At 46.6% G+C, this 14,430-nt stretch carries 14 protein-coding genes; 7 read left to right on the top strand and 7 right to left on the bottom strand.

Annotation, left to right across the window (positions count from 1 at the left end):
* The first annotated feature begins 290 nt into the window (after positions 1-290).
* Positions 291-521, top strand: a complete 231-nt coding sequence (locus JGK20_RS08615) for a hypothetical protein (RefSeq protein ID WP_293175599.1) — start codon at positions 291-293, stop codon at positions 519-521.
* Positions 522-567: 46 nt separating this feature from the next.
* Here the strand turns inward: JGK20_RS08615 and JGK20_RS08610 are convergent, their stop codons facing one another.
* Entirely contained in the window at positions 568-1,113 is a 546-nt protein-coding gene (locus JGK20_RS08610) for an NADPH-dependent FMN reductase (protein ID WP_293175601.1), read from the bottom strand.
* Between the two features lie 514 nt (positions 1,114-1,627).
* Between JGK20_RS08610 and ftsH the strand changes: the two genes are divergently transcribed.
* A complete protein-coding gene (gene ftsH, locus JGK20_RS08605) occupies positions 1,628-3,571 on the top strand; it encodes an ATP-dependent zinc metalloprotease FtsH (RefSeq protein WP_293197547.1) in 1,944 nt (647 codons plus the stop codon).
* 380 nt (positions 3,572-3,951) lie between these two features.
* Here ftsH and JGK20_RS08600 read toward each other — a convergent pair whose 3' ends face one another.
* On the bottom strand, positions 3,952-4,572 hold the full coding sequence (locus JGK20_RS08600) for a M23 family metallopeptidase (RefSeq protein ID WP_293175605.1): 621 nt from the start codon (positions 4,570-4,572) through the stop codon (positions 3,952-3,954).
* A 287-nt stretch (positions 4,573-4,859) separates the two neighbouring features.
* On the opposite strand from JGK20_RS08600, the gene JGK20_RS08595 reads away from it, so the two are divergent.
* From JGK20_RS08595 to JGK20_RS08580, 4 genes are all read left to right on the top strand, one after another.
* Complete coding sequence (locus JGK20_RS08595) at positions 4,860-5,240, top strand: hypothetical protein (RefSeq protein ID WP_293175607.1); 381 nt, start codon at positions 4,860-4,862, stop codon at positions 5,238-5,240.
* A gap of 170 nt (positions 5,241-5,410) precedes the next feature.
* Positions 5,411-5,776, top strand: coding sequence for a DUF4087 domain-containing protein (locus tag JGK20_RS08590; RefSeq protein ID WP_293175609.1), 366 nt, complete (start codon positions 5,411-5,413; stop codon positions 5,774-5,776).
* A 36-nt stretch (positions 5,777-5,812) separates the two neighbouring features.
* Positions 5,813-7,255: a RecQ family ATP-dependent DNA helicase gene (locus JGK20_RS08585; protein ID WP_293230063.1), complete on the top strand. Its 1,443-nt coding sequence runs from the start codon at positions 5,813-5,815 to the stop codon at positions 7,253-7,255.
* A gap of 316 nt (positions 7,256-7,571) precedes the next feature.
* Entirely contained in the window at positions 7,572-8,537 is a 966-nt protein-coding gene (locus JGK20_RS08580) for an RluA family pseudouridine synthase (protein ID WP_293230061.1), read from the top strand.
* Between the two features lie 355 nt (positions 8,538-8,892).
* On the opposite strand, the gene JGK20_RS08575 is transcribed toward JGK20_RS08580, so the two are convergent.
* Both JGK20_RS08575 and JGK20_RS08570 read right to left on the bottom strand, forming a co-directional pair.
* Positions 8,893-9,648 (bottom strand): phycobilisome rod-core linker polypeptide, encoded by a 756-nt coding sequence (locus JGK20_RS08575; RefSeq protein WP_293175615.1) that lies wholly within the window; start codon positions 9,646-9,648, stop codon positions 8,893-8,895.
* Between the two features lie 213 nt (positions 9,649-9,861).
* Positions 9,862-10,458 (bottom strand): phycobiliprotein lyase, encoded by a 597-nt coding sequence (locus tag JGK20_RS08570; protein ID WP_293189795.1) that lies wholly within the window; start codon positions 10,456-10,458, stop codon positions 9,862-9,864.
* Positions 10,459-10,692: 234 nt separating this feature from the next.
* Here JGK20_RS08570 and JGK20_RS08565 point away from each other — a divergent pair, with 234 nt between their 5' ends.
* Positions 10,693-10,863, top strand: a complete 171-nt coding sequence (locus JGK20_RS08565) for an NblA/ycf18 family protein (protein WP_293154509.1) — start codon at positions 10,693-10,695, stop codon at positions 10,861-10,863.
* A gap of 633 nt (positions 10,864-11,496) precedes the next feature.
* Here the strand turns inward: JGK20_RS08565 and pstB are convergent.
* The 3 genes from pstB to pstC form a co-directional block, all read right to left on the bottom strand.
* Entirely contained in the window at positions 11,497-12,291 is a 795-nt protein-coding gene (pstB, locus tag JGK20_RS08560) for a phosphate ABC transporter ATP-binding protein PstB (protein ID WP_293211188.1), read from the bottom strand.
* Positions 12,292-12,414: 123 nt separating this feature from the next.
* On the bottom strand, positions 12,415-13,308 hold the full coding sequence (gene pstA / locus JGK20_RS08555) for a phosphate ABC transporter permease PstA (RefSeq protein ID WP_293189794.1): 894 nt from the start codon (positions 13,306-13,308) through the stop codon (positions 12,415-12,417).
* Positions 13,309-13,340: 32 nt separating this feature from the next.
* Positions 13,341-14,297 carry a phosphate ABC transporter permease subunit PstC gene (gene pstC, locus JGK20_RS08550; RefSeq protein WP_293175623.1) on the bottom strand — a complete coding sequence of 319 codons (957 nt, stop codon included), beginning with the start codon at positions 14,295-14,297 and terminating at the stop codon, positions 13,341-13,343.
* Positions 14,298-14,430: the final 133 nt, after the last annotated feature.

The following is a 14,430-nucleotide window of genomic DNA, read 5'->3' as shown; positions in this document are numbered from 1 at the left end:
AAAACTAGGGAGGCATTCTTAACGTTTTGCGGGATACCACTCCCAGACAGTTCAGTTTGTCTTAAAGACGTAGGCTAGACACTGGTTTAGTCCTGAATTTGTGAAGGTGGTGAGCCTTCCTCTTTCAAGCCCCATGCCTTTGGGCTGGGGTCAATGACGAGGTTAACCGTAACACTGACTTTTTTCCAAAAATACTATAGAACCCCCTGTAAAATTCATTTTACACGGTGCAATATTTATAATTAGGTCGTCAGTCCAACTCCCCGCCGGATTATTTTACGATTTTAAGTATGGAACCAGCAGACACTTATAAAGGTTGGATTCTTCAATCCCAGAAAGTATTCTACGTCGAAGTTTGGGATAGCTGCGGCAACCGCCACGTCGCCGTCCAAAATGCCAAAACTGAAGAGGAAGCTTTGGAATTGGCCAAAAAGTGGATTGACAACTATGAGTCTAAACCCGGAAGAATGCCGATCGACGTACCGCATCCTTTCGGGGATGCGATCGATATGCCATTTTAATTCAGTTGACAGTTGACAGTTGACAGTTGACAGTTAGGAAAATGTGTTACGAAATTCCTCGCAATTTTTTAGTATTTTCTACCAAACTCATAGCAAATTCATCGAACCTTTGAGACAGTTTTTCATCCAACAATTTACCATCAGGACTAAAAGCTTTCCAAGCTTGTCCGATCGCAATTTGTTCGGGAATTACCCAAGCGTGTACCCATCTCAGAATCGTTCGCAAATCGTTAAGGGCGTTGTTGTTGACTTGTCCTCCCAACACGCTGATTGCACCCGCAACTTTCCCGTCCAAATGCTCGAAACTCATCAAATCCAGGGCATTCTTGAGAACACCGCTAACGCTACCGTGATACTCCGGCGTTGCCAAAATTAAACCGTCGGCTTGGCGTACCGCATTCCGCAGCTTTTCCACATCCGGGTAATCGTGATAATCATTCTCGCCGTCGCAGAAGGGCAGATCGAGCGATCGCAAATCGAATATTTCAACTTCTGCGCCCAGGGCCTGCGCCCGTCCTGCTGCTACCGTCAGCGCTAACTGGCTGTAGGAGCCAGCCCGCAAACTTCCACCAATGCCGACAATCTTTACCATAGGAGTTGAAAAACAATAACTGCTTGACTAAGACGTACTCATTACGACTATGATTAGTCTAACAAGTGCGATCGGCAAATGTCAATCGATTTTAGATTTGGGATTTGACGTGGCCGAGAAACCGGGTTTTTGCCAAGATTCTTGGCAGTTGACAGTTGACAGTTGACAGTTAAGAGCGACCTCTACCTGGAAGTCCGAGGATTGGAGTAATGAATAGTCGGATTTTAATTTCTCCCGCTCAAGGTTCCGGCTTTAAACGAATTCTTTCTGGTAAGTTCAGTGGAGGGACAGAGAAACCGGGTTTTTGCCAAAATTCTTGGTGAAAGCCCCTGATGCCGCGAAAAAACCCGGTTTCTGAGTCGCAGTGGGTTCAAAATCCTGCATCTTCAGGTACCTATTGAGATGTCATCGACAGATAAACCCATTGAACACCCGGCATCTTGTTAAAATAAACGAACGTAGCAAACCACAAGCGGTCAATCTTGGCAGTATTCCACCTTGGGCAAAAAGTAATATGAAAAATTCTTGGAAACACGCATGGCTGGGACATCTAGCTGAAAACAAAGACAAATCGAGCCAGCAGAATCCTAAAAAATCAATTCCAGGACGAAATCTTTGGCGCATCCTGGGTAGTTTGGTGATTTCTCAAGGAATATTGCTCTCTACCCCGGTGTTTGCCGACAGCGCGCCAAACAACACGATGAGTTACAGCCAACTCATCGACAACATAGAAAAAGGACAAGTCAGTAAAGTCGAAATAGATGAAATCCAAAGAACTGCCAAAGTTAGGCTAAAAGATCAAAAAAGCGATCAGGCGCAAATTGTTACTCTCTTCGACTACAACAACCGAGAACTCTACTCGCAAATCCGCGCCAAAAAGATCGACTTTGAAGTCAAACAAACAGCCGACAACGCGGCCGCAGTTAGTTTAGTAGTAAACTTGCTGGTAATTTTTGCAGTGTTGGCAGTATTGATGGCTATCCTGCGTCGATCGACCCAATCGCAAGGAAATGCCATGAACTTCGGCAAATCCCGAGCCCGTTTCCAAATGGAAGCCAAAACCGGCGTGATGTTCGACGACGTAGCAGGTATCGAAGAAGCTAAAGAAGAACTGCAAGAAGTTGTCACTTTCCTGAAAAAACCCGAACGCTTCAACGCCATCGGCGCCAAAATTCCCAGAGGAGTTCTGTTAATCGGGCCTCCGGGAACAGGTAAAACCATGTTGGCAAAAGCGATCGCAGGTGAAGCAGCCGTCCCATTCTTCAGCATCTCCGGTTCCGAATTTGTGGAAATGTTCGTCGGAGTCGGCGCCTCCCGCGTCCGCGACTTGTTCCGCAAAGCTAAAGAAAATGCGCCCTGCATCGTCTTCATCGATGAAATAGACGCCGTAGGAAGGCAGCGCGGTGCTGGTATTGGCGGCGGAAATGACGAACGCGAACAAACTCTCAATCAGTTGCTGACAGAGATGGACGGCTTTGAGGGTAACAGCGGCGTGATTGTGATTGCAGCTACTAACCGCCCCGACGTGCTCGATACTGCCTTGCTGCGGCCCGGTAGGTTCGATCGCCAAGTAACGGTAGATTTGCCCAGTTACAAAGGGCGTTTGGGGATTTTGGAAGTGCACGCGCGCAACAAAAAACTCGACGAGGAAGTTGCCCTAGACATGATTGCCCGTCGCACTCCAGGCTTTTCCGGCGCTGATTTGGCAAACTTGCTCAATGAAGCAGCTATTCTGACAGCGAGGCGACGCAAAGACACGATTGGTACTTTGGAAGTTAATGATGCGATCGACCGAATTACGATCGGGCTGACTCTGAATCCGCTGCTCGACAGTAAGAAAAAGTGGCTGGTAGCATACCACGAAATCGGACACGCCCTCGTATCAACTATGCTCAAAAATACCGACACCCTAGAAAAAGTAACGATTATTCCCCGTTCCGGTGGCATCGCAGGCTTTGCCAACTACGTGCTCGACGAAGAAATGCTCGACAGCGAAGGTTTGAGGAGTCGGGCGTGGCTGTTAAGCCGGATTACTGTAGCTTTGGGAGGACGGGCTGCGGAGGCAGAAGTTTACGGCGATGCGGAAGTAACTCTGGGCGCCAGCAGCGATATCACAGAAGTCAGCAAGCTAGCGAGACAGATGGTAACGCTTTACGGAATGTCGGATTTGGGGCCTGTGGCTTTGGAAAGTCCGAACAATGAGGTGTTTTTGGGCCGAGACTGGAATTCGCGATCGGATTATTCTGAAGCAATGGCGATGAAGATCGATCGGCAAGTCCGAGAAATCGCTATTCACTGCTACGAAGAAGCCCGCCGGATTATCCGCGAAAACCGCGCTTTGGTAGACAAGCTGGTCGAAGCGCTGTTGGATGAAGAAACCATCGATGGTGAGGAATTTCGCCGAATTGTCGATCGATACACCGAGTTGACAACAAAAAAAGAGTTAGCCCCAACGTGAATTAGTCAGCAGTGATTAAATGTTTGCAGTAAGGTTTGTAGGGGAGCATCTCAGTTTTGCAAGAAGCATTTTTTCTTCACAGTGCGAGCGTCCCCGCTCGCGTGCGTATACAAGCACGCGAGCGGGGACGCTCGCACTATAAATGCAAAACTGAGATGCTCCCGGTTTGTAGTGAGGACTTCAGTCCTTCTTTTTGGAAGAATTAAGACTAAAGTCCTCACTACAGTAAGGTTTGTAGTGAGGACTTCAGTCCTTCTTTTTGGAAGAATTAGGACTAAAGTCCTCACTACAAACTAAGAAGAATTAGGACTAAAGTCCTCACTACAAACCTAAAAATTACAAGTTTGTAGTGAGGACTTCAGTCCTCATTCCCAGACTAATTAAGATTGATTGGAATACATTTCGCGAAGTACCAAAGCCGGATCTACCCAGCGGCCGCCGTACTTCAATCCCCAATGCAGGTGAGGCCCACTCGTGCGCCCTGTCATCCCCACTCTGGCAATTCTCGCACCGGCCGGCACAGTTTGACCCTGCCAAATTTGCAGGCCGCCTTCACGATCGATATAATAACGCCCGCCGTTAGCGGTTTGCACCCTACCTTTGAGGTGACAGTAGATGTGATCCCAATTTCCCGATCGCACTACCATACCAGTACCGCACCTGCCATCTTCCCAAACTTCCACAACTTGACCCCCCCACCAATTGCGGATGTAGCTGCCTTCCGGGGCCGCCATGTCCAAACCGTAATGAAAATCCCCGCCGCGGGGGCCGAAGGGGGAAGTATAGGCTTCAAAACTTTCCACTGGAAAAGAAGCTTCTTGCCACAAATTACCCGTCGCTACTCTGCTTGGTAAACCTGACTGAGCTTTGACCACCTGCTGCTGCAAATAAGGGCTGATCAACACAATGCCGATCGAAAGTGCCAGCAGCAGCATCTGTCTGAAACGAAAAAAGCGTTTTACCGTCAGCGGGCCTCTAGAGTCTTGCAGGATTTTTTTCACGGCGAACAAGTTGAATGTGTGTGCGAGTGTGCGTTGAGGAGTGCCAATTCGCTGCAAGATGGCGTCTGATATCTACCCTTCCTTCGCGAATCAGTTTATCAACAACGTGTATCTTACTCCATCCAAAACCCGTGTCAAGGCTTCCGGGCATTTACGCGGGGGTAAGGCAAAAAAAAATGGCCTCAGAATTTCGGCTGCGGTTGAATTCGATCGAGCTTTTGCTTGACACTATAGTAGTTCGGGGATTTTGGATGTCGTCTGAAATCTCAAATTTATAACATCAAGCAATGCTTACTGAAATTTTTCCTTTTAGTTTTGCCATAGACGCAACTGCGATCGCCGGTGCGTCATTATGGTCTTTGGCCCTGTATTGGGGTCTATCACCCATCACAGAATGGGTAATCCTGCAACTCAACCGCTGGATGAATTTTGCCGAAAGATCCCTCTACACCTCGGAAGCGGAGTTTGAGAGAACCCGCCAAGCCCGAGAAGCTCAAAATGCCTTTTATGCTTCCCTGTTGAGTATTCTGCCCTTTTTGATTGTGGGCGGATTGTGCAATTGGGGCGTCGAATTGTCGTTGGGTGCCAGTTGGGCGGTATCTATGGGGACGATCGCCTGTATTGGCGGTGGCGTGTACGAACTCGGGCGCCGAGACGGCGAGTCTTAGGCAATTTTAGATTTTGGATTTGGGACACTCCTGGACGCGCAGGTAGTCAGAAACCGGGTTTTTGCGACAATATTTCGTTGTCACCCGCAGATTCGCTAAAAAACCCGGTTTCTTTTGTTGAAGCAGGTAATTCCTGTATGATTGTCGCTCAAAAATTACGATGTAAAGCTATGAAACTAAAGTGGTTGATACCTGCAATTATCTCATCTTTTTCGATCGTTGTTATTCCTGCGAAAGCGGCTGAAACCAGGTGCGGATGGTTGATTAATCCCACGCCTGCTAATTGGTATCTCAAAGACAAATATGCTCAGTGGATTATCTCGGCGCAAGGGGGATATCAAGCCGGAGGAATGGATAATATTCCTCCTTTTAACGACGATGAATATGTCAAAACTAATGTCAATTATGGATATGGTTGTGCTTGTTTGGATGTGGTAACAGATAGAAATCGAATCAGAATTACCACGATACAAGGTGGCGAACAATTACCACTCTCGACTTGTCGCCAAGATCCGAATTTACCAAAAATTCGTTAGTTGTGGCAAAACTAGACATTTTTTTAACTCAGTCAAATGAAATACGAACCAAGATTATTAAATCAAGCCCGCGCCGCCTTCAAACAAATCTGGGGATACGACGACTTTCGGCCGCCTCAAGGAGAAATCGTCAGCAGTTTGTTAGCCGGGAAAGATACAATGATAATTATGCCGACAGGTGGTGGCAAATCAATCTGCTTTCAACTGCCAGCTTTATTACAAACAGGCTTAACTTTGGTGATTTCGCCGTTAGTCGCACTGATGGAAAATCAAGTGCAAGAATTGCGCGATCGCAATTTACCCGCTGCCCTCCTCCACAGTCAATTACCAACACAGCAGCGCCAACAAACTATGCAATCGCTGCAACAAAACAAGTTGAGATTGCTGTACCTGTCTCCCGAAACATTACTCAGCAAACCTGTTTGGGCAATTATCAGTCAGCCGCACATCCCAATCAACGGTTTAATATTAGATGAAGCTCACTGTTTAGTCCAGTGGGGCGATACTTTTCGACCAGCTTACCGCCGTTTGGGTACAGTGCGATCGGCTTTGTTAAAATCTAAGCCGGAAGGAACTAAAATTGCGATCGCAGCTTTCACCGCCACCGCCAACCCCCAAGCGCAGCAAACAATCAACAAAGTCTTGCAACTACACAAGCCGGAAGCTTTTTTGCTCAGTCCGTACCGTTCTAACCTGCACCTGCAAGTGCAAACTGTCTGGACACGCAGAGGGCGGAGACAACAGTTATTAAATTTTATCAAAGCTCGACCAAAAGAAGCAGGTTTAGTCTACGTCCGCACTAGAAAAGATAGCGAAAACTTGGCGGATTTGTTGGAAGATGCGGGTTATAAAACGGCAGCCTATCATGCAGGTTTGAGTCCAGAATCGCGGCGAAAAATAGAAACAGCTTGGCTGAATAACGATCTGAAATTTGTTGTTTGTAGCTGCGCCTTCGGGATGGGAATTAATAAGCCGGATGTGCGCTGGGTTGTTCATTTTCAAGCACCTTTGCTATTATCGGAATACATTCAGGAAATAGGTAGAGGCGGACGCGACGGCAAATCTGCGATCGCCCTGACGTTGATTAGCGAACCGACGGGTTTGCTTTATCCCGATGACAAACAAAGAGCACAATTTTTTCAAGACAAATTGCGATCGCAATTTCGAGAAGCCCAGCAGTTGGCGAAACAACTCCCAGCTAAGGGCGATGCAGATGCTGTGGGGCGGGAATTCCCTGAAAGTGCGATCGCCCTTTCGATCTTGCACAGCAGCGGACAGTTAAGATGGGAAGATCCTTTCAATTATGCGATCGACAAATCCGCACAACAAAAAGGTGGCAAACAAAACTTTACCGCCCCCGAAGAAATGGCAAAATATCTCAAGCATCGGGAGTGCAGGTGGCAATTTTTGCTGCAAGCTTTTGGCTTTACCAAGGAAGCTACATCTATGCGCTGCGGGCACTGTGATAATTGTCGGTGAAATTGACAATTAGACTAAAAAATGTTAGAATATAAAGAGCAGACGGCGGTTGAAACCGCTGCTACAGTTGACAGTTGACAGTTGACAGTTTGAGAGCGACCTCTACCTAGAAGGAAGAGGATTGGAGCAATGAATAGTCTGATTTTAATTTCTCCCTCAAAGGGAGAGGCTTTCAACCAATTCTTTCTGGTAATTTTAATTGCCTTTGTCTTCAACCCGCGGAGGCGGGTTTTGTTTTTATAGACGCGGTTTCAACCGCCCTGTCTTCTTTTTACGCAATTCCTGCTTAATAAAGGCAAAAAACAGTAAAAATTAAATGATAGAAACAAACACTACGGCACAGATATATACAGTAGAAAATACAGAGGAATTTAATCAAACTAATGTCACTCAGCGATTAGATATTTGGCTGTCAAACCAGATACCAGACTTATCGAGATCGCGAATCCAAACCCTGATATCACAAGGCAACGTCAAAGTCAACGACGCAACCTGCACCTCGAAAAAAATATCAGTCAAAACGGGCGATCGCATCCACATCACTTTACCCGAAGCCCAGCCCACAAAATTAGAACCCCAAGCAATTCCCCTCGACATCCTCTACGAAGACGACAGCCTAATAATCATCAACAAACCAGCCGGATTAGTCGTCCATCCAGCCGCCGGACATCTAGACGGTACATTAGTCAACGCCCTGTTAGCCCACTGTCCCCTCGCAGAAATCGGCGGCGTTCAACGCCCCGGAATCGTCCACAGATTAGACAAAGATACAACAGGTGCGATCGCGATCGCCAAAACCGACATCGCCCACCAAAACCTGCAAGCCCAACTCAAAACCAAAACCGCCCGCCGGGAATATTTAGGCGTAGTTTACGGAGTTCCTAACGCCGAAACAGGTACAATAGACCTACCCATCGGCCGGCATCCCACAGACCGCAAAAAAATGGCAGTAGTACCAGAACAAAAAGGCGGCCGCCCCTCCGTTACTCACTGGACAATCAAAGAAAGAATCGGCAACTATTGCTTAATGCACTATCAATTAGAAACAGGCCGCACCCATCAAATTCGCGTCCACACAGCCGAAATTAAACATCCCATAGTCGGCGACCCGATGTACAGTTGCAACCGTTCCATCGGCGTAAATTTAACCGGACAAGCCCTCCACGCATGGCGGCTACAATTGCAGCATCCGTTAACCGGAGAGTTGATTGAGGCGATCGCGCCTTTACCCGATCAATTCAACACTCTGCTAAAAATATTGCGCCTGCGAGCTCATATTTGATAATTGGTAACTGAGTATGGGGAATTAATAATTGGGAATTGATGACTACTAACTACTGTTCGCGAGCGGGGACAGCACTACTACTGTTTGCGAGCGGGGACAGCACTACTAACCACTAACCACTAACCACTAACCACTAACCACTAACCACTAACTACTAACCACTAACCACTAACTACTAACCACTAACTACTAACTACTAACCACGGACAAAAAATTATGAGTCCTGAGTTTTGGATTCCGAGTTTAATAAAAAACTCAAACCTCAAAACTCAAGACTCAAAACTCTCTCAGCCTAAAAACTGATCGATTAAATCCATAGCCCGACACAAACAATAGTACCAAGCAGTATCAATTAGCGGCGAGGAACCATCGTGGCAATATTGATATTAGCCAGAGATACGCGCTGCGGCGGAGTAGCAGGCATGGACATATTGCGAGCCATATTCAAATAGTTCGACGGATCGCCAGCCTTCGCTTGCTGTTCTTGAGGAACAAAACGGCGAACTGTACTCTGCCAAATGATTTGCGGGAAGCCAAGCTGCGAGCGGTGGTACTCGTTGTAGCGAGGTGTCTTCAAATTGAAAGGAGTTTCCCCTCCAACACGCTGAGGCAAAATTCGGCGTTTTTGGTAAGGAATTGTATCGTAGCCGAAGTTGTCGAGGTACTCATCGCTATTGACCAATTCGTCAATAAACCCTTGAGGCCCCTTGGTTGCAACTACGATCGACCAAGCAATCTTTTCGCGATCGCTGTAAACATCCCGGCCCAAAACGCGCTGCACGCACATTTCCACAAACCGGTAGTTGCTGTTAGTTTGGTAATTCCGTTCCAAGAAAGGCCCCGAAGTCGCCAAACCGCGAATGAAATCCCGCACAGTAATTTGGCCGAACTTGAGTTGCGACTCCAAAGACTTTTGGCGGTTGCTCTTGAGGATTTGGTGTTCGCTGTAAATCTGACGATATCCAGCCCAAATCAAATTTTCCATGTCCCCGGACGAGAGCACATTTTCAGTTGTGAAAACTCTGGGCTGCTCGTCGCCCCCTACTTCATAACCAGCAACGCGCTGGTTTTGACTCTTGGGGGCGTAGCTTAATAAAGGAAGCGCCACGTTAAAATCTCCGTTATCTCAAATTTCAGAAATAGTTGACACCGCGAGCTGCCAGCATAACGGATACAACTAACCAACATACAGATTAGGGGATTCCCGCAATCTAAATCCGATTTTCCTGAATTTTTGCAACAATCTGTAACATTTGTTGTCAGTGGGCAGTGGGCAGTGGGCAGTGGGCAGTGGGCAGTGGGCAGTGGGCAGCAAAATAAATTACCAGCCCAGAGCCGAGTAAAACTGGCTGGGAGGGGCTTGATCCTCTGCTGCTGGCTTAGCTGCATCGGAGTCTGGTTGCACGCGAACTTCCGTACAAAAAGTCGATGTGCTGAAACCGCCAAAGCGCTTTACCGCACTTGTCCGCATCCGCACGTTCGGAGTCGCAAACCAAAAACGCTCGATCGAACTCATGGTCTCGTATTCGGTAATCAGCAGCAGCGCATCTTCATCATCCATCTCAAAACGGCCAGCCACCGGCACAATTTCCGCGTAGCCCCGTTCCCGCAACATCAAACCCTGCCGCGGATTTTCAGGATCGGGGACGATCGCGAATACGGTAGACCCCTTATGATTCTCATCATCCTTATCCCACGCCATAGTGCCGTGCCAAGTCACAAACGCTCCCCCAGCAGCCCGACTCGGATCGACTTCGTGCATCTGGCAAATCTCAGCCACTCGATCGTCATCCGCACCCAGCGCCGTTACTTGAATATTTGAATCTCCAATCTCCGCTTGGCGAAAAGCCAGATGGTGAGTGCTGCGCTGCGATCGCCACTCCCCAGCACTGCTCTGAAAAAACTCCATTGCATCCATACAAAATAGCTCCTTTGGCTTAGGCTTCCCGGTTTTTATCCCTGTTTTATGATAAAGCTCCCCCCACTTAGATGTACTTTTGCGACACAAATTAGTTTCAAAATGTGTACTTTGGACATATTGTCAAGCAGATGTTATGATAGTTTACAATATAGGGAACACAACAAAGCCTGCGGAACGTCATTCCGATCTATCTCGCATCGATCTCACGTAACAAACTGGAGGAGCGATTTTATGGATATGCCTACAACCAGCCTCAGCATGGAACAGCAGTTTAAATTGCAAGTGCTGCGCGAACAAGTCAAAACATTGAGTCAAGACCAAGCTCAGGAATATTTGCTAGAAGTGATGCGGCAAAACATGGTCAAAGAAAACCTGTTAAAGTATTGGATGAAGAAAATGTGAACTCTTTTAAAAATTCTTCCCAAAAAAATCAGCGACTTGTATCTGCAAAAAGTACGATCGAGCTTTTAAACATAAAAACCAAGAATCTCGGCTCCTCCAAGAAACCGGGATTCTTCAGTTATCAAGAAATTGGGTTTAAAACCCTTTCTTCAGTGGCCGGCTTTTTCCATAATTAAGTAATGTAACATAGTATTGACTTTGGGGGCAATCAATTCTAGTCTAAAATTAGATTTTAAGGATTAAGTATCTCGCTGCAAAGCCAGGAAAAATCGTAATTAAAGTCAATCACAAACAACTAAAGATCAAGTTTTAGAAATGGTACGCGGGCCAGGACGTGAAACCAGGGATTTTAAATCCCTAAACGCTTGAGGAGCTTGTTGTAAGACAAGGATAGCAGCCCACCTTTTAAGGCAAAAGGATTGCGCCCAAGAACCCACGCTTGCGCGGGATATTAAGATCGAAATGTCTTAAGAATCCTCGTGCCTGTCTGCCGAGGAGTGTCAAGTCTGAATTGGTTCGTAGTAAGGACTTTAGTCCTGTGACGGATGAGGACTAAAGTCCTCACTACGAACCAATTTGATTGTCGTCGTTCGTGTAGGGCGATTGTTTCAACCTGTTGGAGACTCCGGCAAATCAACCAAAACGGCCGCTAACATAATCCATAGTAGACTCTTCCTTCGGATTTTGGAAAATCACCTCAGTCCTGTCACACTCCACAAGATAGCCAAACCGCTTTCCATCGTCAGAAACTTTAGCATTGAAAAAAGCAGTCAAGTCAGAAACCCGAGTAGCCTGCTGCATATTGTGAGTAACGATCACGATTGTATACTTCTCCTTGAGTTCCCGCATCAAATCCTCAATCTTAATCGTCGAAATCGGGTCAAGAGAAGCGCAAGGTTCATCCATCAATACTACATCAGGATTAATTGCGATCGCCCGAGCAATACACAAACGCTGCTGCTGGCCACCCGAAAGCGAAAAACCGCTTTGCTTCAGCTTATCCTTTACCTCATCCCACAAATAAGCTTGTTTGAGCGACTTTTCCACCAACTCATCCATATCTCCCTTATAGTTATTCACCCTCGCACCGTAAGCAATATTGTCATAAATCGACTTCGGGAAAGGATTCGGCTTTTGAAACACCATCCCAATCTTGCGGCGCACCTCCACAGCATCAATATCAGGATCGTAAAGATTTTGACCGTGATAATCAATTCGGCCTTCTAAACGAAAACCGTTAACCAAATCATTGAGGCGGTTAAAACATCGCAGAATTGTACTTTTACCGCAGCCAGACGGCCCAATTAAAGCAGTAATCTGATTTTTGGGAATCTCCATGCAAACATTTTTTACCGCGTGAAAAGCGCCGTAAAAAATATTGATATTCTCAGTACGTAAAACAGTTTCAGTCTTATTTGCCAGATTCATCATACACTTAATACTCCAATCGAATTTTACAAATGAAAATGTTATTGGTGATTGGTTATTGGTTCTTGGCCACCCCCAACGAATGACAAATAACAAATAACAAATAACAAATAACTAATGACTTCAATAAACCTTTTGGCGAGTAGCCCAACGAGACAGAATACTCGTCAGCAAAACCATCAACACCAAAATCAAAGAAGCAGCCCAAGCCAATTCTTTCTGTGCCTTAAAAGGAACCGTTGCAAAGTTGTAAACCAAAACCGAAAGACTCGGAGTTGGCTTATCAAATCCAGCCGGCCAAAAAGGCGAATTCAGCGCCGTGAAAATCAAAGGAGCAGTTTCACCAGCAGCGCGAGCAACCGCCAAAGTCACACCAGTTAAAATAGCCGGAATTGCCGCAGGTAAAACCACCTGCAACACTGTTTGATAATTAGAAGCACCCACACCAACCGACGCCCATCTGATATCCTGCGGGACAATTTGTAGAGCTTCGTCAGTAGTCCGCACAATCGTCGGTAACATCAGCACAGCCAGCGCCGCGCCTCCTGCAATTGCCGAAAAACCTCCCATATTTACCACGAACAAACCGTAGGCAAATACACCTGCAATAATCGATGGAACTCCGCTGAGGACATTAGTTGCAAAGCGCACCCAGCGAGCGACTTCGCCGCTGCTGAACTCTGACAAATAAACGGCGGCCAATACGCCAAAAGGAACAGCAATTAGAGAGGCAATTCCTACGGTCATTAATGTACCGATAATTGCGTTAGCGATACCGCCTCCCGACAGTCCAGGCGGGGGTGGCAATTTGGTAAATAAGTCTAAATTTAGGCGGTTAAAACCCTGTATGGTTACGTAGGAAAGGACTGCAAACAAAGGCAGCAGAGTGATAGCCATACAAGCTCCAGCTATTCCGGTCATCGCCAGATTTAACAGAGTTCTAGGGCTATTTTTGACCTTCTTTAAACTGCCTACTTTCTGTTCTAAAGAATTCTCGTCAGGGACGGGATTTGACATAAATAAAGCTATTAGGAAATTGTGGCAAACTTCTAGTTGTACTTGGCTCTTACTTGAGAAACAATCCACTCTGCCAAAACATTAACAATCAGCGTCATGATAAACAGAATTAGTCCCGTGTACATCAGAGCAGACACTTGCAAGCCGGAAGCTTCGGCAAATTGATTTGCCATCAAAGAAGCAATAGTATTTGCAGGAGCTAGCACTGAAGCACTTAACTGATTGGAATTGCCAATTAACAGGGTGGCTGCCATTGTTTCTCCCATCGCGCGGCCCAGGCCGAGCATGATTCCGCCGACAATCCCGGAAAAAGCTGCGGGTACTAGCACTCTAAAAATTGTTGTCCAGCGAGTTGCTCCCAAACCTAGAGATGCTTGTCGCAATTCGGGCGGGAGACTGGCTAAAGAGTCGCGGGAGATAGCAGTAATAATGGGCAAAGTCATGATTCCCAAGATTACTCCGGCAGGTAACATTCCCGGGCCAACTGGCGGAGTGCTAAAAATCGGCAGCCATCCAAAGTTACCGTTGAGAAACTTTCCGATGCTGGTAAGTATGGGAATCAATACAGCAATTCCCCACAAACCGTAGACTACGCTGGGAATGGCGGCTAAAAGTTCTACTAAAAAAACTAAAGCTGTGCGTACTGGGAGCGGCAAAAAATCTTCGCTCAGGAAGATTGCAGTCCCTACTCCTAATGGTACCGCAATTAGGAGCGCGATCGCCGAACTGACGATCGTCCCATAAATCATCGGCAGCGCGCCGTACTCTTCTTTAACCGGATTCCAGCTACTGCTAAATAGAAATCCCAAACCGTACTGTTGAATCGCAGGTAACGCTCTATAAGCAACCGTCACGGCGATTACCAGCAAGATTACACCCACTCCGATGCCCAAAATGCGCGTCAGCCAGATAAAGGCTTGGTCTAACGACTTTTCTGCTCTTGAGCGCGATCGACTCTCTAATTGAGGGCTATTATTATCTGAAACCATAAACAAAAAACCCAAATAATAGTAGTGAGAAAGATTAATTTTAAGAAAAAGCTAGCTGGAAGAAAGCAGAAAGAAAAAGAATAAAAAAATCAAAGGGGCGGGTTGATTAATCCCGTGACTTTTCAACAAATAT

Origin of the sequence: Microcoleus sp. PH2017_05_CCC_O_A (assembly GCF_020738785.1) — a bacterium.
In the GTDB taxonomy this organism is placed as follows: Bacteria; Cyanobacteriota; Cyanobacteriia; order Cyanobacteriales; family Microcoleaceae; genus Microcoleus.
The sequence above is the reverse complement of the archived record's forward strand: the minus strand, read 5'-3'. Positions and strand labels throughout refer to the sequence as shown.

Excerpts from the sequence above, each read along its gene's own strand:
- JGK20_RS08585 (WP_293230063.1), top strand. The coding sequence starts at position 5,813 with ATGAAATACGAACCAAGATTATTAAATCAAGCCCGCGCCGCCTTCAAA.
- ftsH (WP_293197547.1), top strand. The coding sequence starts at position 1,628 with ATGAAAAATTCTTGGAAACACGCATGGCTGGGACATCTAGCTGAAAAC.
- JGK20_RS08615 (WP_293175599.1), top strand. The coding sequence starts at position 291 with ATGGAACCAGCAGACACTTATAAAGGTTGGATTCTTCAATCCCAGAAA.
- JGK20_RS08595 (WP_293175607.1), top strand. The coding sequence starts at position 4,860 with ATGCTTACTGAAATTTTTCCTTTTAGTTTTGCCATAGACGCAACTGCG.
- pstA (WP_293189794.1), bottom strand. The coding sequence starts at position 13,308 with ATGTCAAATCCCGTCCCTGACGAGAATTCTTTAGAACAGAAAGTAGGC.
- JGK20_RS08570 (WP_293189795.1), bottom strand. The coding sequence starts at position 10,458 with ATGGATGCAATGGAGTTTTTTCAGAGCAGTGCTGGGGAGTGGCGATCG.
- JGK20_RS08590 (WP_293175609.1), top strand. The coding sequence starts at position 5,411 with ATGAAACTAAAGTGGTTGATACCTGCAATTATCTCATCTTTTTCGATC.
- pstB (WP_293211188.1), bottom strand. The coding sequence starts at position 12,291 with ATGAATCTGGCAAATAAGACTGAAACTGTTTTACGTACTGAGAATATC.
- JGK20_RS08580 (WP_293230061.1), top strand. The coding sequence starts at position 7,572 with ATGATAGAAACAAACACTACGGCACAGATATATACAGTAGAAAATACA.
- JGK20_RS08565 (WP_293154509.1), top strand. The coding sequence starts at position 10,693 with ATGGATATGCCTACAACCAGCCTCAGCATGGAACAGCAGTTTAAATTG.
- JGK20_RS08610 (WP_293175601.1), bottom strand. The coding sequence starts at position 1,113 with ATGGTAAAGATTGTCGGCATTGGTGGAAGTTTGCGGGCTGGCTCCTAC.
- pstC (WP_293175623.1), bottom strand. The coding sequence starts at position 14,297 with ATGGTTTCAGATAATAATAGCCCTCAATTAGAGAGTCGATCGCGCTCA.